Annotated in this window: 20 protein-coding genes; 14 read left to right on the top strand and 6 right to left on the bottom strand. The window is 65.9% G+C overall.

Annotated elements, in window-relative coordinates; all coding sequences use genetic code 11:
- Window positions 1–74: 74 nt before the first annotated feature.
- Window positions 75–920, top strand: coding sequence for a 5-dehydro-4-deoxy-D-glucuronate isomerase (gene kduI, locus H6B15_RS01775; protein ID WP_204645413.1), 846 nt, complete (start codon window positions 75–77; stop codon window positions 918–920).
- Between the two features lie 71 nt (window positions 921–991).
- A complete protein-coding gene (locus H6B15_RS01770) occupies window positions 992–1,801 on the top strand; it encodes a gluconate 5-dehydrogenase (RefSeq protein ID WP_204645412.1) in 810 nt (269 codons plus the stop codon).
- 62 nt (window positions 1,802–1,863) lie between these two features.
- Here the strand turns inward: H6B15_RS01770 and H6B15_RS01765 are convergent, their stop codons facing one another.
- From H6B15_RS01765 to H6B15_RS01755, 3 genes are all read right to left on the bottom strand, one after another.
- Window positions 1,864–2,487, bottom strand: a complete 624-nt coding sequence (locus H6B15_RS01765) for a hypothetical protein (RefSeq protein ID WP_204645411.1) — start codon at window positions 2,485–2,487, stop codon at window positions 1,864–1,866.
- Complete coding sequence (locus H6B15_RS01760; RefSeq protein WP_204645409.1) at window positions 2,474–3,016, bottom strand: RNA polymerase sigma factor; 543 nt, start codon at window positions 3,014–3,016, stop codon at window positions 2,474–2,476. Before H6B15_RS01760 ends, H6B15_RS01765 begins: the two co-directional genes overlap by 14 nt.
- A 138-nt stretch (window positions 3,017–3,154) precedes the next feature.
- Window positions 3,155–4,348 (bottom strand): pyridoxal phosphate-dependent aminotransferase, encoded by a 1,194-nt coding sequence (locus tag H6B15_RS01755; RefSeq protein WP_430661822.1) that lies wholly within the window; start codon window positions 4,346–4,348, stop codon window positions 3,155–3,157.
- A gap of 153 nt (window positions 4,349–4,501) precedes the next feature.
- Between H6B15_RS01755 and H6B15_RS01750 the strand changes: the two genes are divergently transcribed.
- The 8 genes from H6B15_RS01750 to scfB all read left to right on the top strand — a co-directional run bounded on the left by H6B15_RS01750 (window position 4,502) and on the right by scfB (window position 13,480).
- Window positions 4,502–5,419 carry a ribonuclease Z gene (locus tag H6B15_RS01750; protein ID WP_204645407.1) on the top strand — a complete coding sequence of 306 codons (918 nt, stop codon included), beginning with the start codon at window positions 4,502–4,504 and terminating at the stop codon, window positions 5,417–5,419.
- On the top strand, window positions 5,416–5,760 hold the full coding sequence (locus tag H6B15_RS01745) for a NusG domain II-containing protein (protein WP_204645405.1): 345 nt from the start codon (window positions 5,416–5,418) through the stop codon (window positions 5,758–5,760). Before H6B15_RS01750 ends, H6B15_RS01745 begins: the two co-directional genes overlap by 4 nt.
- A gap of 17 nt (window positions 5,761–5,777) precedes the next feature.
- Entirely contained in the window at window positions 5,778–6,278 is a 501-nt protein-coding gene (locus H6B15_RS01740; RefSeq protein ID WP_204645403.1) for a GNAT family N-acetyltransferase, read from the top strand.
- Entirely contained in the window at window positions 6,275–7,450 is a 1,176-nt protein-coding gene (locus tag H6B15_RS01735) for an exonuclease SbcCD subunit D (protein ID WP_204645401.1), read from the top strand. The genes H6B15_RS01740 and H6B15_RS01735 overlap by 4 nt, the downstream gene beginning before the upstream one ends.
- On the top strand, window positions 7,447–10,254 hold the full coding sequence (locus H6B15_RS01730) for an SMC family ATPase (protein WP_345941910.1): 2,808 nt from the start codon (window positions 7,447–7,449) through the stop codon (window positions 10,252–10,254). Before H6B15_RS01735 ends, H6B15_RS01730 begins: the two co-directional genes overlap by 4 nt.
- A 14-nt stretch (window positions 10,255–10,268) precedes the next feature.
- Window positions 10,269–11,717 carry an aminotransferase class I/II-fold pyridoxal phosphate-dependent enzyme gene (locus H6B15_RS01725; RefSeq protein ID WP_204645397.1) on the top strand — a complete coding sequence of 483 codons (1,449 nt, stop codon included), beginning with the start codon at window positions 10,269–10,271 and terminating at the stop codon, window positions 11,715–11,717.
- A 59-nt stretch (window positions 11,718–11,776) separates the two neighbouring features.
- Window positions 11,777–11,917, top strand: coding sequence for a six-cysteine ranthipeptide SCIFF (scfA, locus tag H6B15_RS01720; protein ID WP_114000791.1), 141 nt, complete (start codon window positions 11,777–11,779; stop codon window positions 11,915–11,917).
- Between the two features lie 111 nt (window positions 11,918–12,028).
- On the top strand, window positions 12,029–13,480 hold the full coding sequence (scfB, locus tag H6B15_RS01715) for a thioether cross-link-forming SCIFF peptide maturase (protein ID WP_204645395.1): 1,452 nt from the start codon (window positions 12,029–12,031) through the stop codon (window positions 13,478–13,480).
- Between the two features lie 530 nt (window positions 13,481–14,010).
- Here scfB and H6B15_RS01710 read toward each other — a convergent pair.
- The 3 genes from H6B15_RS01710 to H6B15_RS01700 form a co-directional block, all read right to left on the bottom strand.
- On the bottom strand, window positions 14,011–14,499 hold the full coding sequence (locus H6B15_RS01710; RefSeq protein ID WP_204645394.1) for an HD domain-containing protein: 489 nt from the start codon (window positions 14,497–14,499) through the stop codon (window positions 14,011–14,013).
- A gap of 131 nt (window positions 14,500–14,630) precedes the next feature.
- Complete coding sequence (locus tag H6B15_RS01705; protein WP_204645392.1) at window positions 14,631–15,611, bottom strand: TIGR03943 family putative permease subunit; 981 nt, start codon at window positions 15,609–15,611, stop codon at window positions 14,631–14,633.
- An 18-nt stretch (window positions 15,612–15,629) separates the two neighbouring features.
- The gene (locus H6B15_RS01700) at window positions 15,630–16,853 is read right to left on the bottom strand and encodes a CobW family GTP-binding protein (RefSeq protein ID WP_204645390.1); all 1,224 of its coding nucleotides are present in this window, start codon (window positions 16,851–16,853) and stop codon (window positions 15,630–15,632) included.
- Window positions 16,854–17,102: 249 nt separating this feature from the next.
- Between H6B15_RS01700 and H6B15_RS01695 the strand changes: the two genes are divergently transcribed.
- The 4 genes from H6B15_RS01695 to H6B15_RS01680 all read left to right on the top strand — a co-directional run bounded on the left by H6B15_RS01695 (window position 17,103) and on the right by H6B15_RS01680 (window position 21,686).
- On the top strand, window positions 17,103–17,774 hold the full coding sequence (locus tag H6B15_RS01695) for a response regulator transcription factor (RefSeq protein ID WP_204645389.1): 672 nt from the start codon (window positions 17,103–17,105) through the stop codon (window positions 17,772–17,774).
- Complete coding sequence (locus H6B15_RS01690; protein WP_204645388.1) at window positions 17,771–18,766, top strand: sensor histidine kinase; 996 nt, start codon at window positions 17,771–17,773, stop codon at window positions 18,764–18,766. Before H6B15_RS01695 ends, H6B15_RS01690 begins: the two co-directional genes overlap by 4 nt.
- Before the next feature lie 150 nt (window positions 18,767–18,916).
- Window positions 18,917–19,696: an ABC transporter ATP-binding protein gene (locus H6B15_RS01685; RefSeq protein ID WP_204645387.1), complete on the top strand. Its 780-nt coding sequence runs from the start codon at window positions 18,917–18,919 to the stop codon at window positions 19,694–19,696.
- Window positions 19,689–21,686, top strand: a complete 1,998-nt coding sequence (locus H6B15_RS01680) for an FtsX-like permease family protein (protein WP_204645386.1) — start codon at window positions 19,689–19,691, stop codon at window positions 21,684–21,686. The genes H6B15_RS01685 and H6B15_RS01680 overlap by 8 nt, the downstream gene beginning before the upstream one ends.
- Window positions 21,687–21,704 lie beyond the last annotated feature (18 nt).

The following is a 21,704-nucleotide window of genomic DNA, read 5'->3' as shown; positions in this document are numbered from 1 at the left end:
AAGATTGTATACAAGGTCAGGATGCCGCCGCATCCCGGCCCCAAAACCGCAAATATCAGGGAGGTCTTTGCCGCATGGATATCCGTTATTCCTGCAACCAGCGCGATTTCAAGCGCTACACCACCGAAGAGACCCGCAACGAATTTCTGATCACCGGCCTGTATAAGGCCGACGAGGTCGTGGCCGTCTACTCTCACGTTGACCGCATGGTCACCCTGGGCTGCATGCCCGTGCATGAGGAAGTGTCCATCGACAAGGGCATCGACGTGTGGGCCAACTTCGGCACCCACTACTTCCTGGAACGCCGGGAAGTGGGCATGTTCAACATCGGCGAGGGCGCCGGTGTGGTTACCGCCGACGGTGTGGAATACCACATGAACTACAAGGACTGCCTGTACATCACCCAGGGCACCAAGGAAGTCACCTTCCGGAGCGATGACCCCGAGCATCCCGCCAAGTTCTATATGGTGTCTGCCCCGGCCCACTGCCGGTACGAAACCAAGCTGATCACCATTGAGGAAGCCGCCAAGCGGCCTCTGGGCAGCCTGGAAACCTGCAACAAGCGCACCATCAACCAGTTCATCCATCCCAGCGTGCTCAAGACCTGCCAGCTTTCCATGGGCATGACCTGCCTGGAACCCGGCAGCAACTGGAACACCATGCCCAGCCACACCCACGAGCGCCGCATGGAGATCTACACCTACTTTGAAATCCCCGAAGGCCAGGCGGTCTTCCACATGATGGGCGAACCCACCGAGACCCGCCACATCCTGATGCACAACTACGACGCGGTGATCAGCCCGTCCTGGAGCATCCACAGCGGCGTGGGCACGTCCAACTACACCTTCATCTGGGCCATGGGCGGCGAAAACATGGAGTTTGACGACATGGACAACATCGCCACCACCGACCTGCGCTGATTTTTCATCGGTTCCCGGCGCCTTTGACCGGCGCCTTGAATACATTGCAACAAACAATGGGAGGTTTTAACATGTCTGTTTGCACCCCGAAATCTTTTGATCTGACCGGCAAGATCGCCCTGATCACCGGCGCTTCCTACGGCATCGGTTTCGCCATTGCCACCGCTATGGCCAACTGCGGCGCCACCATCGTCTTCAACGACATCAAGCAGGAACTGGTCGACAAGGGCCTGGCCGCTTACAAGGAAGCCGGCATCGACGCTCACGGCTATGTCTGCGACGTCACCGATGAGGACGCCGTCAACGCCTTCATCAAGAAGGTCACCGAGGAAGTCGGCCACATCAACATCCTGGTCAACAACGCCGGTATCATCAAGCGCATTCCCATGTGCGACATGACCGCCGCGCAGTTCCGTCAGGTCATCGACGTTGACCTGAACGCCCCCTTCATCGTCTCCAAGGCCGTCATCCCCGATATGATCGAGCAGGGCGGCGGCAAGATCATCAACATCTGCTCCATGATGAGCGAGCTGGGCCGCGAGACCGTCTCCGCCTACGCTGCTGCCAAGGGCGGCCTGAAGATGCTGACCAAGAACATCGCTTCCGAGTACGGCGCTTACAACATCCAGTGCAACGGCATCGGACCCGGCTACATCGCCACCCCGCAGACCGCTCCGCTGCGTGAGATCCAGCCCGACGGTTCTCGTCATCCCTTCGACCAGTTCATCGTCTCCAAGACGCCGGCCGGCCGCTGGGGCGAAGCCGAAGACCTGGGCGGCCCCGCCGTCTTCCTGGCTTCCGATGCTTCCAACTTCGTCAACGGCCTGGTCCTGTACGTCGACGGCGGCATCCTGGCCTACATCGGCAAGCAGCCCGGCTGATCCTTTTCCCTCTCTTCTGTCTGACACAAAAACAGCCGTTCCCCGCCGGGAACGGCTGTTTTTTATTGTATGCCTGCCAGTATGGTGCACACATCCTCCGGGTTGACCCCGAAATAGTCTGCCACATAATAATAGTCGGCGGTGGGCCAGGCCACCACGCTGCCCTCTTTCAGGGCGTCGGGGGTCAGGTCGTCGGCGCTGTCCAGCACCACATAGTCCCCCATCACCTGTTCCACCGGGTCCAGGTCTTCGGGCAGTGTTCCGCCCACCTTCTCGATCTTATACCCTTGCCCGCAGTCCAGGGCGTACTTCCACACCACCAGCCGGTGCTCCCTGTCGGGGGCGTCGATGGTCACCGAGGCCCATCGGTCCCCGGGGTCGGAATGGCTCTCCACAATGGCGTACCCTTCCGGCAGCGCGGCAAAGGTGATGCCGGTCACCGGCGGGGCGGTTTCTGCGGGTTCCTCCACCTCCAGGGCAAAGGAGTTCCGGCCGGTGCGTTTCAGTTCCAGTTTGGGCCACACCGCCGCCACCCCCAAAACCAGCAGTCCGGCACACACGGCGGCAATGAGCGCCGCCCGCAGAATCTTGCGGGGGAGGAGAATCATCCCGGCGGCCCGGACTTCCGCCTCACTCTGGCGCAGGCAGGCGGTTTGCAGCAGCGCGTCAAATTCACGGTCGGTCATGGTATCCCTCCTGTTCCATCCATTGCCGCAGCCGTTTCCGGGCCCGGTGGGCCCGCTGGCGCACCGCCCCTTCGCTCATGTCCAGCAGGGCGGCGGTTTCGGCGGCGGAAAAGCCGTACCCGTACCGCAGCAGCAACAGATCGTGGTCCACAGCGGGCAGGGTCTGCAGCCCCCGCTGCAACACCGCCACCGCATCGGCCCGCTCGGCGGCTTCGGCGGGGCCGGGAGCCGGGTCGGGCAGAACCGCCCAGCCCTCCTCCGGCAGGGTCAGTTCCCGGCTGTCCCGACGCAGGTTGCGGGCGGCGTTGCGCACCGTCACCAGCAAAAGCCCCCGCAGCCGGGTTTCGTCCTCCGTCTCGATGCGTTCCCGCACCCCGGGGGCGCTGAGCCGCAGCCAGGCATTCTGCACCGCGTCCTGGGCCAGGGCTTTGTCCCCGCCCAGCACAGCGGCAGCCACCGCACACAGCCGGCGGTACTGCCGGTGGTACAGCCGGGCCAGGGTCTGTTCCCGGGCATCACGGCCAAACATGGTCAGCCCTCCTTTCCTCGGTTTTGAGGTTCCTCACCTGCTGTACACCCGAACCTGCCTTTTTGTGACAGGATTTTGCCGAAAAAACGGCCGCCTTCCGCGGGCTGGACCCCGGAAAGCGGCCGTTTTGGCATTGTTTTATTCTTCTGTCTGGGTGAGGATGCCGCTGTCGGCGATGGCCTGCACCGCCTGACGGATGACCTCCTCGGTGAGGGTCAGGGCAAAGCGGACGTAGCCTTCCCCCGACGGCCCGAAGCTGGAACCCGGGGTGCAGATGACACCGGCTTCCTGGATGAGGGCCATGCAGAAATCCATGCTGCTGTGCCAGCCGGAAGGCAGCGGCGCCCAGACGAACATGCTGCCGTGGCTGTCCGGCACCGGCCAGCCGATGGACCGCAGCCCGCCGCACAAGGCGTCCCGCCGGGCCTGGTAGACGGCGCACTGGGCTTTCACCCCGTCCAGGGGGCCTTCCAGGGCCGCCACGGCGGCTTTCTGGATGGGGGCAAACATGCCGAAGTCGATCTGGGTGCGCAGCTTCTTGCAGGCGGCCACCACGTCCGGCCGCCCCACCAGGAAGCTGATGCGGGCGCCGGTGACGTTGAAGCTCTTGCTCAAAGAGAAGAACTCCACCGCCACATCCTCGGCGCCGGGGGTGTTGAAGACGCTGTGACCTTCCGCCCCGTCGAAGATAATATCGCTGTAGGCGTTGTCGTGCACCAGCAAAATGTTGTAGGTGCGGCAGAAATCCACGATTTCCCGGTACAGTTCCGGGGTACCGATGCTGCCCACCGGGTTGGCCGGCAGAGAAACGATCATCAGCTTGGCCTTGCGGGCCACCTCCTCGGGGATGCTGTGCACGTCGGGCAGGAAGTGATTCTCCGCTGTCAGGTGGTAGAACCAGGGCACGCCCCCGCCCAGCCGCATGCCGGTCATGAAGACGGGATAGCAGGGGTCGGGCAGCAGCACAGTGTCGCCGTCGTTGAGCAGGGCCAGGCCCAGGTGGCCGATGCCGTCCTGGCTGCCGGAAAAGCTCATGACCTTGTCCGGGGTGATGTCCTTGACCCCGAACCGCCGCTCATAGTAGTGGCCCACGGCTTCCAGCATCTCGGGCAGGTCACGCAGGGTGTACTTCCAGTTTTCGTCCTGGGCGGCCGCGTCCAGCAGGGCCTGCTTGATGTGGGGTGCCGGGGGAAAATCCGGCGTGCCCACCGACAGGTTGTACAGGGTGCGCCCTTCGGCTTCCAGCGCAATTTTTTTGTCGTTCAGTGCCGCAAAGATTTCCGGACCGAACAGGTCCAGCCGCTTGGAGAATTCCATCTGCATGGTCTCCATGATACAAAAGCCCCCTCGTTGCCTTTTCAGGAAAAATTTGTCGATTGCTTTATTGTAGCACTCTCACCCCCGCCATGCAAGGGCGGCGGGTAGGCAGAGGCGGGTATCCGTGGTATAATAAGGTACAATTCCAAAAATGGGGAGGTGTTTGCCGTGGTACAGGTGACATTGCTGGGCAGCGGGGCCACAAGACCCCTGCCCCACCGTGCCCTGGCGGCCCTGTGGCTGCAGGTGGGCGGCCGGGGTCTGCTCTTTGACTGCGGGGAGGGCACCCAGGTATCGGCCCAGCGGTTCGGGGCCAGTCTGTACAAGCTGGACACTTTGCTGCTCACCCACTACCACGGGGACCATCTCTTCGGGCTGCCGGGGCTTTTGCAGTCCATGGCCGCCCTGGGCCGCACCGAACCCGTGACCGTGGCCGGGCCTCCGGGTCTGGACGGGGTGCTGGACGCGGTGCTGACCCTGGCCGGACCGTTGCCCTTCGCCCTTTGCCGTCACACCTTCGGGGACTGTCGGGGCAGCCTGGCGCTGCCGTCGGGCGCGGTGGTCACCGCCTTTCCCGCCCGGCACCGGGTGCCCTGCTGCTCTTATCTCTACACCTTACCCCGGGCCGGGCGTTTCGACCCGGACAAGGCCAAGGCCCTGGGCATTCCGGTGGCTTTGTGGCGCAGTTTGCAGGCGGGGCAGCCCGCCGGGGGCTTTACCCCCGACCAGGTGCTGGGCCCCGCCCGCCGGGGGCTGCGCCTCCTCTACGCCACCGACACCGAGCCCACCGCCGAGCTGGCCGAACTGGCCCGGGGGGCGGACCTGCTTTGCATGGACGCCACCTACGCCGACGACGCCGACGCCCCCAAGGCCCGACTGTACGGCCACGCCACCTGCGCCGAGGCCGGGGCCCTGGCCGCCGAAGCGGGGGTGCGCCGGCTGTGGCTGACCCATTACAGCGCCGCCGTTACCGACCCGGAGGCGGGTCTTGCGGCCGCCCGGCGGCAGTTCCCGGCGGCGGAAGCGGGGTTTGACGGCAAGACCCTGACCCTGACCTTTGACGATTCCCGAAAGGACACCCCATGAAACCATCCACCAAGCAAAATCTGATTTTTCTGGCCGTGGTGCTGGTCGTCATCGGCGGGCTGCTGGTCTGGCGGTATGCCGGGCGGCAGACCGCAGGCACCGAGGCGGTGCTGCAATACGGCGACCCCGCCCAGGAGATGCGCATCCCGCTGGACAAGGACGCCGTCTACGACATCGACACCGGCTTTTACACCATCCATCTGCAGGTGCAGGACGGGGGCATCGCCTTCATTGACAGCCCCTGCCCCGACCATCTGTGCGAAGGGTTCGGCACCCTGCGCAAGGTGGGGGACTGGGCGGCGTGCCTGCCCGCCCGGGCCAGCCTGACCATCGTTGACTGAACAAGAAAGGACCAACCATGAACGCCACCTACAAACAAGTGACCAAAGCCCGCTACATCCGCCAGGTCAGCGACCTGGCCCGGGAGATCTTTGTGCAGCATTACACCAAACTGACCCCCAAGGTTGCGGCCCAGCTGGCCGAGGCCTGGCAGAACGAGGACCTGACCGACGACGAGATCCACTGCGGGGCGGTGAACTACTTCCTCATCTACCTGGGCAGCGAGGCGGTGGGCTATTTTGCCCTGGATCTGCGCCCGGTGGGGGCGGTGTGCATCAGCCGGCTGTTCCTGCTGGAAAAAGCCCGGGGCCGGGGCATCGGCCGCAGCGTGGTGGCCTATGCCCAAAAGCTGGCTGAGGGCGACGGCCGCAGCCGCCTGTTCCTGCAGGTGTGGGCCAAGGACCTGAAGGCCGAGGGCTTCTGCAAACGGTGCCGGTTCCGTCCCGCCGGGGTGGAGCCGGTGGAGGTACTGCCCGGGGTGACCCTGGACATCAAGACATGGGAGAAACTGTGGCGATGAAACTGCTGCATCTGGGGGACCTGCACCTGGGCAAGCGGGTGAACGGGTTTGATTTTCTGGAGGACCAGCGGTTCATTCTGGACCAGGTCCTGGCTTTGTGTGAGGAACACGGGGTGCAGGGGGTCATTCTGGCCGGGGACATCTACGACGCCCCGGTGCCCCCTGCCGCCGCCGTGACCCTGCTGGACTGGTTCCTGACCCGGCTCACCGGCCGGCACATCCGGGTGCTGGCGGTGGCGGGCAACCACGACAGCGCCGACCGCCTGGACTACGCCGCCGCCCTGCTGGCCCGGCAGGGGGTGCATATTGCGGGGCGGTTCACCGGGGAAATCCGGGTGGCCCGGTTGGAGGGGGATCTACCGGTGGAAGTGTGTCTTCTGCCCTTTGTGCGCCCGGCCACCGTGCGGCATTTTCTGCCCGACACCCCCATCACCGACCAGGACACCGCGGTGGCGGCGGCCCTTTCCACCCTGCCGCCCCGGCAGGACGGCGTGGCCCGGATTCTGGTGACCCACCAGACGGTGCTGGGCGGCGGGGCGCTGCCCCAGTGCGCGGGCAGCGAGAGCATTGCCCCCGATCTTGTGAACGCCGGGGCCGGTGTGAACATCGGCACGGTGGACGCGGTGAACGCCGCCCGCTTTTCGGAAAACGGGGGTTTCGATTATGTGGCCCTGGGCCACATCCACCGCCCCCAGACCGCCGGGGCGCCCCACATCCGGTATGCCGGGGCGCCCTTGTGTTACAGCCTGGACGAGGCCGGGGCCCAGAAGAGCGCCGTGCTGCTGATCCTGACCCCCGCCGGGGCGTACACCGAACTTTTGCCCCTGCATCCCCGCCGGGCCATGCGGCACCTGACCGGGCCGCTGGCCGAACTCACCGACCCCGCCCGGGTCACCGAGGCGGAGGATTACATCTGGGCCACCCTCACCGACGACACCCCCCAGCCCGACGCCATGGCGGTGCTGCGGGCGGCCTACCCCAACGCCATGCGGCTGGACTACGCCCCCCGGGGCACCGGCCCCGACTGGCAGACCGAAACCGCCGAGGCGGTGCGGAAGAAGAGCTTTGACGAACTGTTTTCCGCCTTTTTTGCCCAGATGCACGGCCGTGACCTGACCGAGGAGGAGCAGACCGTCCTGGCCGAGATGAAGGAGGAGGTGGATTGCCCGTGAAACCCTTGCGGCTGACCCTGTGCGCCTTCGGGCCCTATGCCGGGCGCAGCACCCTGGACCTGACCGGTTTCGGCCAGGGCGGGCTCTTCCTCATCAGCGGCGACACCGGCGCGGGCAAGACCGCCCTGTTTGACGCCATCACCTTTGCGCTGTACGGCGAGGCCACCGGGGCTTATCGCTCCCCGGACATGCTGCGCAGCGACTTTGCCGATCCCAAGGACGAGACCGCCGTGGAGCTGGTCTTTTTCCACCGGGGCCGGACATACACCGTGACCCGCTCTCCCGAACAGACCCGCAAAAAGCAGCGGGGGGAGGGCTTTACCACCATTCCCGCCAAGGCCACCCTGGTGCGGGAACCGGAAGAACCGGTGACCGGCAGCAAGGCGGTGACCGCGGCGGTGAACCAGCTGCTGGGCATCGACGCCAAACAGTTTGCCCAGATCTCCATGATTGCCCAGAACGACTTTGCCCGGCTGCTCAACGCTTCCAGCGCCGACCGGGCGGAGATTCTGCGCCAGGTCTTTGACACCGGCGCCTACCAGAAGCTGGGGGCCGCCGCCCGCACCCGGGCCGCCGAGGCCGCCCACCGGGCGGACACCGCCGCCGAGACGGTGCTGCTCCAGCTGGGGCGGCTGCAGCCGGTGCCCGATGCCCCCGAGAGCGCGGCCCTCACCGACCTGCAGGCCGCCCGCGACCCCTACAAGGCCGCGGGAGCCCCCGCCCTGGCCCGGGCGCTGATTGCCGCCGACGAGACCGCCAGCACCGCCGGGGAGGCGGAGCTGGTCCAGCGGGACGCCGCCGTGACCGCGGCCGCCGCCAAGGCCGAGACCGCCCGCAGTGCCGCGGCCCTGCAGGGGCGCCTGCAACAGGCCCGCACCGACGCCAGGACCCTGCTGGAGAGCGCCCCTGCCCGGCGGCAGGACTGGGATAAAACCGAGGCCCGCCGCCCCGAGCTGGAGACGCTGGCCGCCCGGCTGGCCGCCCTGGAGGAGCTGGCACCCAAGTACGCGGCCCTGACCGATGCCGAAACCGCCGTCCGCACTGCCCAAAAAGCCCTGGCCAAAGCCCAGGCCGATGAGGCCAAGGCCCGGCAGGCCGTGCAGGACTGGGAGCAGCGCAAAGCGGACACCGACAAGGCCCTGGCCGCCTGCGAGGCGCCGGAGGCGGAAGCGGCCCGGGCCCAGGCCATGGAGCAGACCGCCGAAGGGCTGCGCCGGGACTGCGACGCCCTGCTCACCGACTGGAACGTGTGGCAGCGGGCGGAAGCCGCCCGGGCCGACCGCCAGGCCGCCTACTTAGAAAAGCAGCGCACCGCCGACGAAACCGCCGCCCGCAGCGCCGCCCTGCAAAAGCAGCTCAACGCCGCCCGGGCGGGGCTGCTGGCCCAGACCCTCACCGAAGGGGCCCCCTGCCCCGTCTGCGGCGCCACCCATCACCCGGCGCCGGCCACCCTGGAACCCGGCCATGTGACCGAGGCGGACTGCGACGCCGCCGCCACCCTGGCCGCCCAGGCCGCCCGCACCGCCACCGACGCCAGCGTGCAGGCCGGGCAGGCCACCGCCCGGTGCAAGGCGCTGCGTGACAACCTGTACAAATCCGCCGATGCCTTTTTGGGCAAACGGCGAAAAGTCTACACCGGCGCCCCGGCGGCCGAGCTGGACGCCGATGCCCTGCGGGCGGTGCTCAGCGACCAGGCCGCTGCCCTGCAAGCCGGTCTGGCCAAGGTGCGCACCGCCCTGCAGGATGCCAAGGCCCGGGCCGACCGCAAGGCCGACCTGTCCAGACAGGCCGCCGCCCTGCAGGGCAAGGGTCCGGCGCTGAACCAGGCCCTGCAAACCGCCCAGACCGCCGCCGCCAAGGCCCAGGCCGACCTGGCCGGGGCCGAAGCCCGGCGGGAAGCCTTGCTCAAAGACCTGCCCTACCCCGACGCCGCCGCCCTGAACGCCCAGCGGCAGGAAGTGGCCGCCCGGCGGGACGCCCTGGCCAAAGCCCTGCAGGCGGCCGCCCGGGAGCGCAGCGAATTTGAAGCCAAACTCAGCGAGGCCCAGGGCCGGGCCGCCGCCCTGGAAAAGGAAGCGGCCGCCGCCCCGGGCGCCCCGGCTCCCGAGGCCGCCGAAGCGGCCCTGCAGACCGCCCAGACCGCCCGGGACGAACTGCGCCGGGCCTTGCAGGCCACCCATCTGCGGCTGAAAACCAACCGGGACGCCCTGGCCGCCCTGGAAAAGGCCCTGGCCGATTCCGAACACATCCGGACCCGCAGCGCCATGCTGGATAACCTGTCCCGCACCATCAACGGCAATCTGTCCGGCAAGCCCAAGCTGCCCTTTGAGCAGTACGTGCAGGCCTTCTACTTTGACGGGGTGGTGGCGGCGGCCAACCGCCGGTTCCACCGCATGACCGCCGGGCAGTACCGCCTTTTGCGCCGCAGCGACGGGGGCATTGCCGCCAAGACCGCCCTGGACCTGGATGTGTTCGACGCCTACACCGGCAAGACCCGCCCGGTGGGCAGCCTTTCGGGCGGGGAGAGCTTTCTGGCCGCCCTGAGCCTGGCTCTCGGCATCAGCGACACCATCCAGCAGAGCGCCGGAGGCGTGCAGGTGGACACCCTGTTTGTGGACGAAGGCTTCGGTACCCTGGACGCCGAGGCCCTGGAAAAAGCCATCGAGACCCTCACCGCCCTGGCGGGGTCGGACAAGCTGGTGGGCATCATCAGCCACGTGGAAGCCTTACAGGACCGGGTGCGCCGGAAGATTTTGGTGCACAAGACCCGCCGGGGCAGCACCGCCGAGATTCTCACCGAGTAAAAAGGAGACTTTGTATGTCCCGTTCTCTTTTGCAGCAGCAGCTGGAAGCCTGCGCCGCCGCCCGGTATCCCCTGCACATGCCGGGGCACAAGCGGCGGTGTCTGCCCGCCCCGGGGCTGGCCTGCGCCGCCTGGGACACCACCGAGGTGCCCGGCACCGACGACCTGCACGACGCTGACGGCATTCTGGCCCAGGCCATGGCCCGGGCCGCCGCTTTGTGGGGGTCCCGGCGGTGCTGGTTCCTGGTGGGGGGCAGCACCTGCGGGCTGCTGGCCGCGGTGCGCGCCGCCGCGCCCTGGGGCAGCGAGATTCTCTGCGCCCGCAACTGCCACAAATCCATCTACCACGCCATCGAATTGTGCGACCTGCGCCCGGTCTGGCTCACCCCGCCGGTGGACGAAGCCTTCGGGGTGTACGGCAGCGTCTCCCCCGCCGCCGTGGCCGAAGCCCTGGACGCCCACCCCGACGCCGCCTGTCTGGTGCTCACCAGCCCTACCTACGAGGGGGTGCTCAGCGACATCGCCGCCATGGCCCACCTCTGCCACGCCCGGGGCATCCCCCTGGTGGTGGACGAGGCCCACGGCGCCCACTACCTGCCCGCCGCCGAGCCTTACGGCTGGCAGGGCGGGGCGGTGGCCGCCGGGGCGGACCTGGTCATCCAGAGCGCCCACAAAACCCTGCCCAGCCTGACCCAGACTGCCCTTTTGCACCTGAACGGGGAGCTCATCGACCCCGACGAGGTGGAGCGCCAGCTGGATGTTTTCGAGACCAGCTCCCCCTCCTACCCTTTAATGGTCAGCCTGGACGGTTGCTGCGCCCAGCTGGCCCAGGAGGCCCCTGCCCTCTTTGCCGGGTGGCGGCAGCGGCTGGACCGGTTTTCCGCCGCCGTGGTGCCGCTGCAGCACCTGCGGGTGCTCTGTTACGGGACGGACCGCCTTGCCGACCATCCCGGCTTTTTTGCCCATGACAGCGGCAAAATCCTGGTGAACGGGGCAGCCGCCGGGCTGACCGGCACCGAGATGGCCCGCCTGCTGCGGGAGGGCTACGGCTTTGAAACCGAGATGGCCTGCGGAACCAATCTGCTGGCCATGACCAGCGTCTGTGATGCCGAGGACGCCCTGGACCGGCTGGCCGAAGCCCTGCTGGCTCTGGACGCCGACGCCCGTCCCGCCGTGGCGGCACCCAGGGCCACCCTCTGCCCGCCGGGGGAGGCGGTGTGCACCATCGCCCGGGCGGTGCGGCTGCCCCGCCGGGAACTGTCCCTGGCCGAAGCGGTGGGCACCGCCTGTGCCGAGTACGTCTGGGCCTACCCGCCGGGGGTGCCCCTGATCACCCCCGGGGAGCGGGTGACCCCGGCCTTTGCGGCGGCCTGCGCTGCCCTGGAAGCGGCCGGCACCGCCCTGCACCACACGGTGGCAAAAACGCCGGGCAAGCTGGCGGTGTGCGGGGATTCCAAGCCTTGACAACCCTGCCTGCCCCGTGTACAATAAAACCATACCAATATAAAAGGGGTGACTGTTTTATGAAGCACATCCAGACTCTGAACACCCGTGACATGGCCAAGAGCCTGCAGAACGGCGGTTGCGGCGAATGCCAGACTTCCTGCCAGAGCGCCTGCAAGACCAGCTGCGGCATTGCCAACCAGCCCTGCGAAAAGAAGTAATCTTTTTTCTGGCTTGTCTGCCGGGACATCCCCCTGCTTTTGCGCGGGGTTGTTCCGGCATTTTGTTGTGAATACGCCTTTTTTGCGTTTTTGAAAAAGTAAGGGGTTTCTATGATCCATCAGTACAAATTGAACGGCTACAACATCGTGGTGGACGTGTACAGCGGCAGCGTGCACGCGGTGGACGACGTGGCCTATGACGCCATCGCCCTTGTGGACGCCGGGGTGGCCCGGGAGGCAGCCATCGACCAGCTGGCCGCCAAGTACGCCGACCACCCGGAAGTGACCCGGGCGGACATCGAGGACTGCTTTGCGGACATCGACGAGCTCACCGCCGCCGGGCAGTTGTTTGCCCCGGACATCTACGCCGACCACGCCTTCGACTTCAAGAACCGGTCCACGGTGGTGAAGGCGCTGTGCCTGCATGTGGCCCACACCTGCAACCTGAACTGCGAATACTGCTTTGCGGCCCAGGGCAAGTTCCACGGCGAGGCGGGCCTGATGAGCTTCGAGACCGGCAAGCGGGCGCTGGATTTCCTCATCGAGCATTCCGGCACCCGCCACAACCTGGAAGTGGACTTCTTCGGCGGCGAACCGCTGATGAACTTCGAGGTGTGCAAGCAGCTGGTGGCCTACGCCCGCAGCATCGAGAAGGAAAAGGGCAAGAATTTCCGCTTTACCCTGACCACCAACGGCATCGGCATCACCGACGAGGTCATCGAGTGGGCCAACAAGGAATGCTACAACGTGGTTTTGTCCCTGGACGGCCGCAAGGAGGTCAACGACCGGTTCCGCAAGGACCTGGCGGGCAACGGCAGCTATGACCGCATCGTGCCCAAGTTCCAGCGCCTGGTCAAGGCCCGGGGCGGCAAGGGCTACTACATGCGGGGCACCTTCACCCACTACAACACCGATTTCACCAACGATCTGTTCCACATGGCGGACGACCTGGGCTTCTCCGAGCTGTCCATGGAACCGGTGGTGGCCAAGCCCGGCGACCCGGAGGCCCTGACCGAGGCCGATCTGCCGGTGCTGTTTGACCAGTACGAGCTGCTGGCCAAGGACATGCTCCGCCGGGAAAAGGCGGGCAAGCCCATCACCTTCTATCATTACATTCTGGACCTGGAGCACGGCCCCTGCATCTACAAGCGGATTTCGGGCTGCGGTTCCGGCACCGAGTACATGGCCGTGACCCCCTGGGGCGACCTGTATCCCTGCCACCAGTTTGTGGGCGACCCGGCGTACAAGCTGGGCGACATCTGGAACGGGGTGACCAACACCGCCCTGCGGGACGAGTTCAAGATGTGCAACGTCTACGCCCGCCCCGACTGCAAGGATTGCTGGGCCCGGCTGTACTGCGCCGGCGGCTGTGCCGCCAACGCCCTGCACGCCACCGGGGACATCCACGGCGTGTATGAGTACGGCTGCCAGGTCTTCCGCAAGCGCATCGAGTGCGCTTTGATGATCAAGGTGGCGGAGAACCTGGACCCCGAGCTGGCCAAGAACGCCGCCCCCGCCCCGGCCCAGGACGACTGCGACGGGTGCAGCAGCTGCGCGGACTGATTGTTTCCTGATAGTATAAAAAGAGGCTTCCTCGGTGGAGGGAGCCTCTTTTATTTTAAGTTGCCTGGTTTTTGGCGGACGGCAGTCTGCGGGAGTGTCCTTCCTTTTGTGACCAAAAGGAAGCGAAAAGTCCCACCGTTTCGACGCGGTGGACGCCGACCAGGGCTGCGGCCCTGGACCCGGGGTGTGCGGCCACCTACCGACGGCCTATTCACCGGCCTGGGGGCCGGTGAACAAGGAATGGTTTTAATACCATTGCCCGGTAACGGCTGCTTAGCAGAGACTTTCCCTTATGGTTTTTAATTTTCTTCCTTGCTCAGGTCCCCCAGGACCTGAGTAGGCCGTCCCGGAGGGGTGGCCGCATACGGGTCCAGGGTTGAAAACCCTGGTCGGCGTCCACCGCCTCGAAACGGTGGCGGTTTTTCCGTCGCTTTTTGGCGGCAAAAAGCGACAACTCCACGGCTGCCTGCCGTTTCCCCCAAAATCGCAAACAAAAAATCCGGCAGAAAAGCACTGCCGGATCGTTTGTTTTATTTGCTGCGGGCCAGCGCCGGGCGCAGGCGGCGGGTGCGGGTGTAGACCATCTCTTCCACCGCGCACATCTTGTCGGCCAGGCAGACCAGCCAGGCTTCGGTGCAGGCCGGGGGCACCGGGGTCAAGGGAAACATGTGGCGCAGAATCACATTCTGTTCCACCGCGTCCAGGTCCCAGTCCTCCATGGCGTTGCGCAGGGCGGTGCGGGGATGGGTGAACCCGTGCAGACGGTGACTGTCGTCCTTTTCGTGCCAGTCATACAGGAAGTAATCGTGGAGCAGGGCGCCCCGGATCAGGGAATCCCGGTCCACATCCACCCCGAAGGCGTCGGCCAGGCGGCAACTGAGGGCTGCCACCCGGACACAGTGTTCGTACACGCTCACCCCGCCGTGCTGCACAAAGTCGTGGGTGCGGGCGTAGCGGCCCTCGCGCTCCAGGCGCTTGGCCACAGCGGCAATCTCGAAAGCCAGGTCGGTCACCTGCATCGGCGTTCCTCCTTTTAAGGTACGTCATCGGGAAAAGCCTACGTTCATTCCATTAGCTATTATACAGCACCCCGACGCCTTTGCAAGCACACAACTGTAAAATGTTTGTTAAAACGGCGTTTTTCTCCAAATCAGCTGAACATGACCACATCTTCCACCGGCTTTTCGGCAGGTTCGACGGAAACCGCCGTCAGCACCGGCCCGGTGGAATCGGGGGTCTGGCCCTTGTAGATGGGATGGAACTTGACCCCCACCTTGGCGGTCAGGGTGATCCAGTCCCGCTGTTTCAGGGTCTTGTAGGCATCGTACTTGCAGGGGAAGCCCACAAACTGGATGTCCTGCACGCAGCAGGTCATGGCGAACCGCCCGGGCACAAAGGAATCCTTGCCCGCCCGGGAAGTCTGGCATACCTGGGCCAAAAACTTCACCGTCTTGCCGTTGTATTTGTCCGGCTCGTCCATGCAGTCCATATACCAGATGCCGAAAAATTCCGGCGGAATCTCGATGACCGGGGCGTTCACGTCAAAGGGCAGCGGGTCGGGAATGTCGTCGTAGGCCACCGACCCGTCCTTGAACTCGTAGGCGATGTCGCACCGGCGGCTGGCCTGACGCACCAACTTATGGACGAGCTGGCGGCTCTCGTCGTCGTTCACCGCCTCGGCCCGGTTGACCACCAGCAGTTCGCTGGTGCGCAGCTTGTCCAGCAGCAGCGACCGCATGGCGTTGTCCCCGGCGTAGGTCTTGATGGTGGTGCCGTCGGCGGTGGCCAGGCACTGGTAGATCACCCAGTTGGCGGGCAGGGCATCCGCCAGGTCCTGGATCAGCCACATGCCGTTGTACTCGATGATCACCCGGCCGCAGCCGCTCTTGGCAGCCAGGCGGGTCAGGTTCTGCACGTTCAGCTCCGACTTGTCGTTCAGGTATTCCACCGTCACGCCGCCGAAGGCAAACCGGTCGGGGTCGTATTCTTCCTCGCCGTCCTCACAGATGAGCAGCAGGGTCTTGTCGCCGGAATCAAACTGCTCGTCCTCCATGGTCTCCTGGATGAACTTGGTCTTGCCGCTTTCCAGCATGCCCACAAAAAGATAAACGGGGATCTGTTTGCTTGCCATGGTGTACCTCTTTCGTCATTACAGGCCGAACAGTTCCGCCAGGCCGTGCTCGTCCAGGCCGGAGCCGATGACGCACAGCTTGCCGGTGACGTCGGGGCTGCCGGTGCGGATTTCGTGCTCGCCGGGAACCATGTCGAACTCGTACCAGGTGCTGCCGCCGTCCACAATGCCCTTGGCACGCAGCACGGCGCCGTACTTGCCGCTGTCCAGGGCGGTCAGGGCCGCGTCCAGCTCCTCCTTGGTGTAGTGGCGGGCGGTCTCCCGGCCCCAGCTCACAAACACCTCGTCGGCGTCGTGGTCGTGGTGATGGCCGCAGCTGCACACGCCGTTCTCGTCGTAATGATGCTCGTGATGCTCGTGGTCATGATGGCAGCAGTGGCCTTCCTCATGATCATGGTCATGATGGTGGCAGCACTCGTGGTCGTGCTCCTCCTCATGGTCGTGGTGGCAGCACTCGCCTTCCTCATGGTCGTGGTCATGGTGGTGGCAGCATTCGTGGTCGTGCTCCTCCTCATGGTCATGGTGGTGGCAGCACTCGTGATCCTCGCCGTCATGATGATGGTGATGATGGTGCTCGTCCTCCCCGGCATGTGCCACGTTGGCGGCCTGGGCCTGCTGGATCAGCTCGGCCACCAGGTCCCGCTTGCCGTCCATGACCGCCACGATCTGCTTGCCGTTCAGGGCAGACCAGTCGGTGGTGACGATGGTGGCGGTGGGGTTCTTTTCCTGCAGCAGGGCCACGGCCTTGGCCACCTTGGCTTCGTCGGCGTTGCCGGTGCGGCTGAGGATCAGGCAGGAAGCATGGCTGACCTGGTCGTCATAGAACTCGCCGAAGTTCTTCATATACATCTTGACCTTGTTCACGTCGGCCACCGTGACAAAGCTGTTCAGGGTGACGGGCAGGGTTTCGGCCACGCCCTCCACGGCGCGGGTCACGTCGGACAGCTTGCCCACGCCGGAAGGCTCGATGAGGATGCGGTCGGGATGGTAGGTCTCCACCACCTTCTTCAGCGCTTCCCGGAAGTCGCCCACCAGACTGCAGCAGATGCAGCCGGAGTTCAGCTCGTTGACCTGGATGCCCGCTTCCCGCATGAAGCCGCCGTCGATGCCGATCTCACCGAATTCGTTCTCGATAAGCACCAGCTTTTCGCCGCCGAAGGCTTCCTGGATCAGCTTCTTGATCAGTGTGGTTTTGCCGGCGCCCAAAAAGCCGGAAAAAATATCAATCTTGGTCTTATTCATATTCATTCAACCTCTGTTTTCTGACGCATTCATAGACGCCCGGCCCGGCACTCCGGGCAGGCGTCTGCTAATTTCATTATACCAAACCCGTCAAGGGGCAAAGAGCACAATTTTCCGGCCCCGGGCGGGCGTTTTTTGCACGGTCTTGTGCCAAAATGCCCGGAGCTGGCTCGTAGTATGGGACAAAGGGGCATCTGCCCCGGTTTTGTGTCATACCGGGGCAGATGCCATCCGATGGGAGGGACCTTCTTGTACCGTATTCTGATCGTGGAGGACGACGAGACCATCGCCCGGGGCATTGCCCGGGTGCTGGCCGACCGGGGCTACACCCCCGCCGCCGTCCGGAATCTGCAGGACATTCTGCCCGAGTTCCGGGCCTTTGACCCCCAGCTGGTGATCCTGGACCTGTCCCTGCCCTACCACAACGGCTACCACTGGTGCCGGCGGCTGCGGGAGGTATCCGACCTGCCCATTCTGTTTTTGTCCTCGGCGGCGGACAACCTGAACCAGGTCACCGCCATGGACCTGGGGGCAGACGATTACATCGCCAAGCCCTTTGACGCCGAGCTGCTGGGGGCCCGGGTGCAGGCGCTGCTGCGCCGGGCCTACGCCTACCGCCGCACCCCCGAGGTGGCCGACTGCGGCGGGGTGCCCCTGGACCTGAGCGCCGGGGTGCTGCGGGGGGATGCCGGGCCGGTGGTGCTGACCCGCAACGAGCTGGGCATTCTGCGGGTGCTGCTGGAACGGCGGGGGCAGGTGGTGCGCCGGGCAGACCTGATGACCGCCCTGTGGGCCACCGACTGTTACGTGGATGAAAACACCCTGACGGTGAACGTGGCCCGGCTGCGCAAAAAACTGGAAGCCGCCGGGGTGGCGGGGCTTATCCGCACGGTGAAGGGGGAGGGATACACCATCCCATGAAAACGCTGCTGGCTTATCTGACCGAGCGGCGGCAGGTGCTGCTGAGCTGGGGCCTCTGTGCCGCGGTCTTTGCGCTGGTCACCGCCCTGTATGGTCTGCCCGCCGAGGGCGTGGCCTACGGGGCGGCGCTCTCCCTGGCGGGGTGCGCCGGGGTGCTGGGGGCCGGATGGCCGGGGTGGCACCGCCGGGTGCGGGCTGCCCGGCAGGCCGCCGCCGACCCTGACCGGGACCACATTTCCCTGCCCAACGCCCCCGCCGGCGGGCTGGAGGACGCCTACCGGCAGGCCCTGGAGGTCCAGACCGCCCGGGCCGCCGGGCTGCGCCGGGCCGGGCGGGCCCAGCGGGACGACCTGCTGGACTATTTTGCCGCCTGGGCCCACCAGGTCAAGACGCCCCTGGCGGCCATGCGGCTGCTGATGCAGAACCGGGCGGACCCCGCCGAGCTGGAACCGGAGCTTTTCCGCACCGAAGGGTATGTGGAGGCGGCCATGGGGTATCTGCGCCTGGGGGCGGACAGCCGGGACCTGGCCCTGCGGCCCACCGCCCTGGACCCGGTGGTGCGGCGCAGCCTGCGCCGGTATGCCCGGATGTTCATTCTGGGGCGGCTGCGGCTTTCCTACGATGGCGCCCCGGCGGCGGCCCGCCCGGTCACCGACGAAAAATGGGTGGGGTTCATCCTGGAACAGCTCTTATCCAACGCCGTGAAATACACCCCGCCCGGGGGCACCGTGACGGTACAGGCCGACGAGCATGCCCTGCAGGTGTCCGACACCGGGCCGGGTGTTTTGCCCTCCGACCTGCCCCGCCTGTTTGAGAAGGGCTACACCGGGGCCAACGGCCGGGCGGCGGGGGCGGTGTCCACCGGCATGGGGCTGTATCTGTGCGCCCGGGCGGCGGCCCGCATGGGCTGCACCCTGGATGCCGCCAACCGCCCCGGCGGGGGCTGCACCTTCACCCTGCACTTTCCCGGCCCGCAGGATCTGTACGAATGAGCCATGTGACAAAACCGTAAGACAGCGCCCCGCCATCGTAAGGCAAATCGATGGCAAAGGGGCCTGACGCGGGGGTATGCTGGAAACAGCAAGTCCCCCGCTCTTTTGGTTTTGGGCGCCGGACAGTCTGCACAAAGGAGAGAAAGACCCATGGCAAACAAGGAAACGCCGCTGCTGGCCATCACACATCTGGAAAAGGTATACACCACCCGGTTCGGGTCCCTGCGGGTGCAGGCCCTGGCCGACGTGAGCTTCACGGTGCCCAGGGGGGAGTACCTGGCCATCATGGGGGAATCGGGGGCGGGCAAAACCACCCTGCTGAACATTCTGGCCGCCTTGGACCGGCCCACCGGGGGCAGCGTCTGCCTGAACGGGCAGGATCTGACCCGGATCCCGGACAAGGACCTGGCGGAGTTCCGCCGGGACCATCTGGGGTTTGTGTTCCAGGACTTCAACCTGCTGGACACCCTGTCGGTGCGGGACAACATTCTGCTGCCCCTGGTGCTGGCGGACACCCCCTACGGCGAGATGGTCACCCGGCTGGAGCCGTTGGCCCTGCAGCTGGGCATTGCGGCTTTGCTGGACAAATACCCCTACGAGATTTCCGGCGGGCAGAAGCAGCGGGCCGCGGTGGCCCGGGCGCTGATCACCCGGCCGGAGCTGGTGCTGGCGGACGAGCCCACCGGCGCCCTGGATTCCCGGTCGGCGGACGGCCTGCTGGACCTGTTCGGGGCCATCAACGCCGGAGGGCAGACCATTCTGCTGGTCACCCACAGCGTGCGGGCGGCCAGCCACGCCCAGCGGGTGCTGTTTTTGCGGGACGGCCAGGTGTACCACCAGCTGTACCGGGGAAATCTGAGCCGTGAGGAGATGTTTGCCCGTATTTCGGACACCCTCACCGCCCTGGCGGGAGGTGCGGACCATGCATAAACTGGGGTTGTACCTGCGCATGGGCACCCGGGGGGTGCTGCGCAACCGGCAGCTGTACCTGCCCTTCACCCTGGCTGCCGCCGGATGCGTGGCCATGTGCTACATCCTGCGGTTCCTGACCTACAGCGAGCTGGTGGCCACCATGCGGGGCGGGGCCTATGTGAACATCATGCTCAATCTGGGCAGTTTTATCCTGGTGTTCCTGGTGGTGTGGATCCTGGTCTATGCCAACGGATTTGTGATGCGCCGCCGCACCCGGGAACTGGCCCTGTACAGCGTGCTGGGTCTGCGCCGCCGGGACGTGGGGGCTATCCACGGGGTGGAGACCCTGTGGGTGTATCTGGCGGGCACGGTGCTGGGCATCGGGGCCGGGGCCCTGCTGAGCAAGCTGGCCCTGGTGTTGCTTTTGCGTCTGATGCAGCTGGCGGTGCCCCTGGGCTTTTCCTTCTGCGCCCCCGGTGCCGCCGAGAGCGCCGCCGCCTTTGCCCTGCTTTTTCTGGGGCTGTACCTGTGGGACCTGGGGCGCATCCGCCGTGCCAGACCCATCGAGCTGCTCCACGCCGGGCAGATGGGCGAACGGGAACCCCGCAGCCGGGTTCTGCTGGCCCTGCTGGGGGTGGTGTGCCTGGGCGGCGGATACGCCATCTCCTTCTTCACCACCGACTTTCTGTACGTGATCCTGCTGTTTTTCGCGGCGGTGGCCCTGGTCATTGTGGGCACCCACTGTCTGTTCGGGGCAGGCAGTGTGGTGCTGCTCAAGGCTTTGCGCCGCAACAAGAATTTTTACTACCATCCCCGCCGGTTCATTGCGGTATCGGGGTTGATCTACCGCATGAACCAGAACGCCAAAGGCCTGGCCAACATCTGCATTCTGGTGACCACGGTGCTGGTCAGCGTAGCCACCACCGTCTGCCTGTACGCGGGCATCGAGACCACCCTGGACCGGAACTATCCCAACGAAATCATGGTGGCGGGCTACTGCGACACCGACGCCATGGCCGGGACCGACTACACCCCGCTGGACGATCTGGTCAACGAGGCCGCCGCCCCCTGGACCGACGTTCCCGCCCAAGGCTACACCTACTGTGCCCTGGGGGCCCGGGCCGGCGCGGCGGGGTATGTTTCCTGCAACACCAACGACCCCACCGGACTCACCTACCTGTATATGATCAGCGCTGAAGACTATACCGCCCTCACCGGCCAAACCGTCGACCTGCAACCCGGCACCGCCCTGGTTCTCTGGCCTCAGGGCGGGCAGGACGACCTGGTGCTGGACGGCGTTTGCTGGGAAAACGCCGGTGTGCCCCAATCCTGGCCCCTGCCCAACATCTTCGGCGCCGGCACCGACACCCCCACTGTGTTTGCGGTGCTGCCCGGGCGGGAGGACCTGGCCGGGGTCATCCGCACCGCCGAAGCGGCCGGCACCCGGGCCGGGGCCCGGTATGCCCTGCTGCTCAACCCCACCGGCCTAACCGAGGCCCAGCTGATGGACTGCGCCGTGGCCATCGACGCCGCACTGCCCCGGGATGGCAGTCTGGCGGGCATGGACGGCGGTGTGTATGTGTACAACCGGGCGGGCATGCGGCTGGAATACTATGCCATGAACGGCAGCTTTGTCTTTCTGGGGGTGTTCCTGGCCCTGATGTTCAGCCTGGCCACCGTGCTGATGATCTACTACAAGCAGCTCAGCGAAGGGTACGAGGACCGCAGCCGGTTCGTCATCCTGCAGCAGGTGGGGCTCAGCGCCGGAGAGGTGCGGGGCGCCATCCGCACCCAGGTGCTGGGGGTGTTCTTTCTGCCCCTGGCGGGGGCGGCGGTGCATCTGGGGGCCGCGGCGCCCATGCTCATGCGGATGATCGCGGTGTTCGGGCTGTCCGACCCGCCCCTGTTCTGGCTGTGCGCCGGGGGCACCCTGGGGGTGTTTGCCCTGTGCTACATCGGGGTGTATGCCCTGACCGCCCGGCAGTATTACCGCATTGTGCGCATGTGAGTTCCGATACGGAGGAGG

The organism is Gemmiger formicilis (assembly GCF_016900095.1).
In the GTDB taxonomy this organism is placed as follows: Bacteria; Bacillota; Clostridia; order Oscillospirales; family Ruminococcaceae; genus Gemmiger; species Gemmiger formicilis_A.
The sequence above is the reverse complement of the archived record's forward strand: the minus strand, read 5'-3'. Positions and strand labels throughout refer to the sequence as shown.

Excerpts from the sequence above, each read along its gene's own strand:
- kduI (WP_204645413.1), top strand. The coding sequence starts at position 75 with ATGGATATCCGTTATTCCTGCAACCAGCGCGATTTCAAGCGCTACACC.
- H6B15_RS01770 (WP_204645412.1), top strand. The coding sequence starts at position 992 with ATGTCTGTTTGCACCCCGAAATCTTTTGATCTGACCGGCAAGATCGCC.
- H6B15_RS01765 (WP_204645411.1), bottom strand. The coding sequence starts at position 2,487 with ATGACCGACCGTGAATTTGACGCGCTGCTGCAAACCGCCTGCCTGCGC.
- H6B15_RS01760 (WP_204645409.1), bottom strand. The coding sequence starts at position 3,016 with ATGTTTGGCCGTGATGCCCGGGAACAGACCCTGGCCCGGCTGTACCAC.
- H6B15_RS01755 (WP_430661822.1), bottom strand. The coding sequence starts at position 4,348 with ATGGAGACCATGCAGATGGAATTCTCCAAGCGGCTGGACCTGTTCGGT.
- H6B15_RS01745 (WP_204645405.1), top strand. The coding sequence starts at position 5,416 with ATGAAACCATCCACCAAGCAAAATCTGATTTTTCTGGCCGTGGTGCTG.
- H6B15_RS01740 (WP_204645403.1), top strand. The coding sequence starts at position 5,778 with ATGAACGCCACCTACAAACAAGTGACCAAAGCCCGCTACATCCGCCAG.
- H6B15_RS01735 (WP_204645401.1), top strand. The coding sequence starts at position 6,275 with ATGAAACTGCTGCATCTGGGGGACCTGCACCTGGGCAAGCGGGTGAAC.
- H6B15_RS01725 (WP_204645397.1), top strand. The coding sequence starts at position 10,269 with ATGTCCCGTTCTCTTTTGCAGCAGCAGCTGGAAGCCTGCGCCGCCGCC.
- scfA (WP_114000791.1), top strand. The coding sequence starts at position 11,777 with ATGAAGCACATCCAGACTCTGAACACCCGTGACATGGCCAAGAGCCTG.
- scfB (WP_204645395.1), top strand. The coding sequence starts at position 12,029 with ATGATCCATCAGTACAAATTGAACGGCTACAACATCGTGGTGGACGTG.
- H6B15_RS01710 (WP_204645394.1), bottom strand. The coding sequence starts at position 14,499 with ATGCAGGTGACCGACCTGGCTTTCGAGATTGCCGCTGTGGCCAAGCGC.
- H6B15_RS01705 (WP_204645392.1), bottom strand. The coding sequence starts at position 15,611 with ATGGCAAGCAAACAGATCCCCGTTTATCTTTTTGTGGGCATGCTGGAA.
- H6B15_RS01700 (WP_204645390.1), bottom strand. The coding sequence starts at position 16,853 with ATGAATAAGACCAAGATTGATATTTTTTCCGGCTTTTTGGGCGCCGGC.
- H6B15_RS01690 (WP_204645388.1), top strand. The coding sequence starts at position 17,771 with ATGAAAACGCTGCTGGCTTATCTGACCGAGCGGCGGCAGGTGCTGCTG.
- H6B15_RS01685 (WP_204645387.1), top strand. The coding sequence starts at position 18,917 with ATGGCAAACAAGGAAACGCCGCTGCTGGCCATCACACATCTGGAAAAG.
- H6B15_RS01680 (WP_204645386.1), top strand. The coding sequence starts at position 19,689 with ATGCATAAACTGGGGTTGTACCTGCGCATGGGCACCCGGGGGGTGCTG.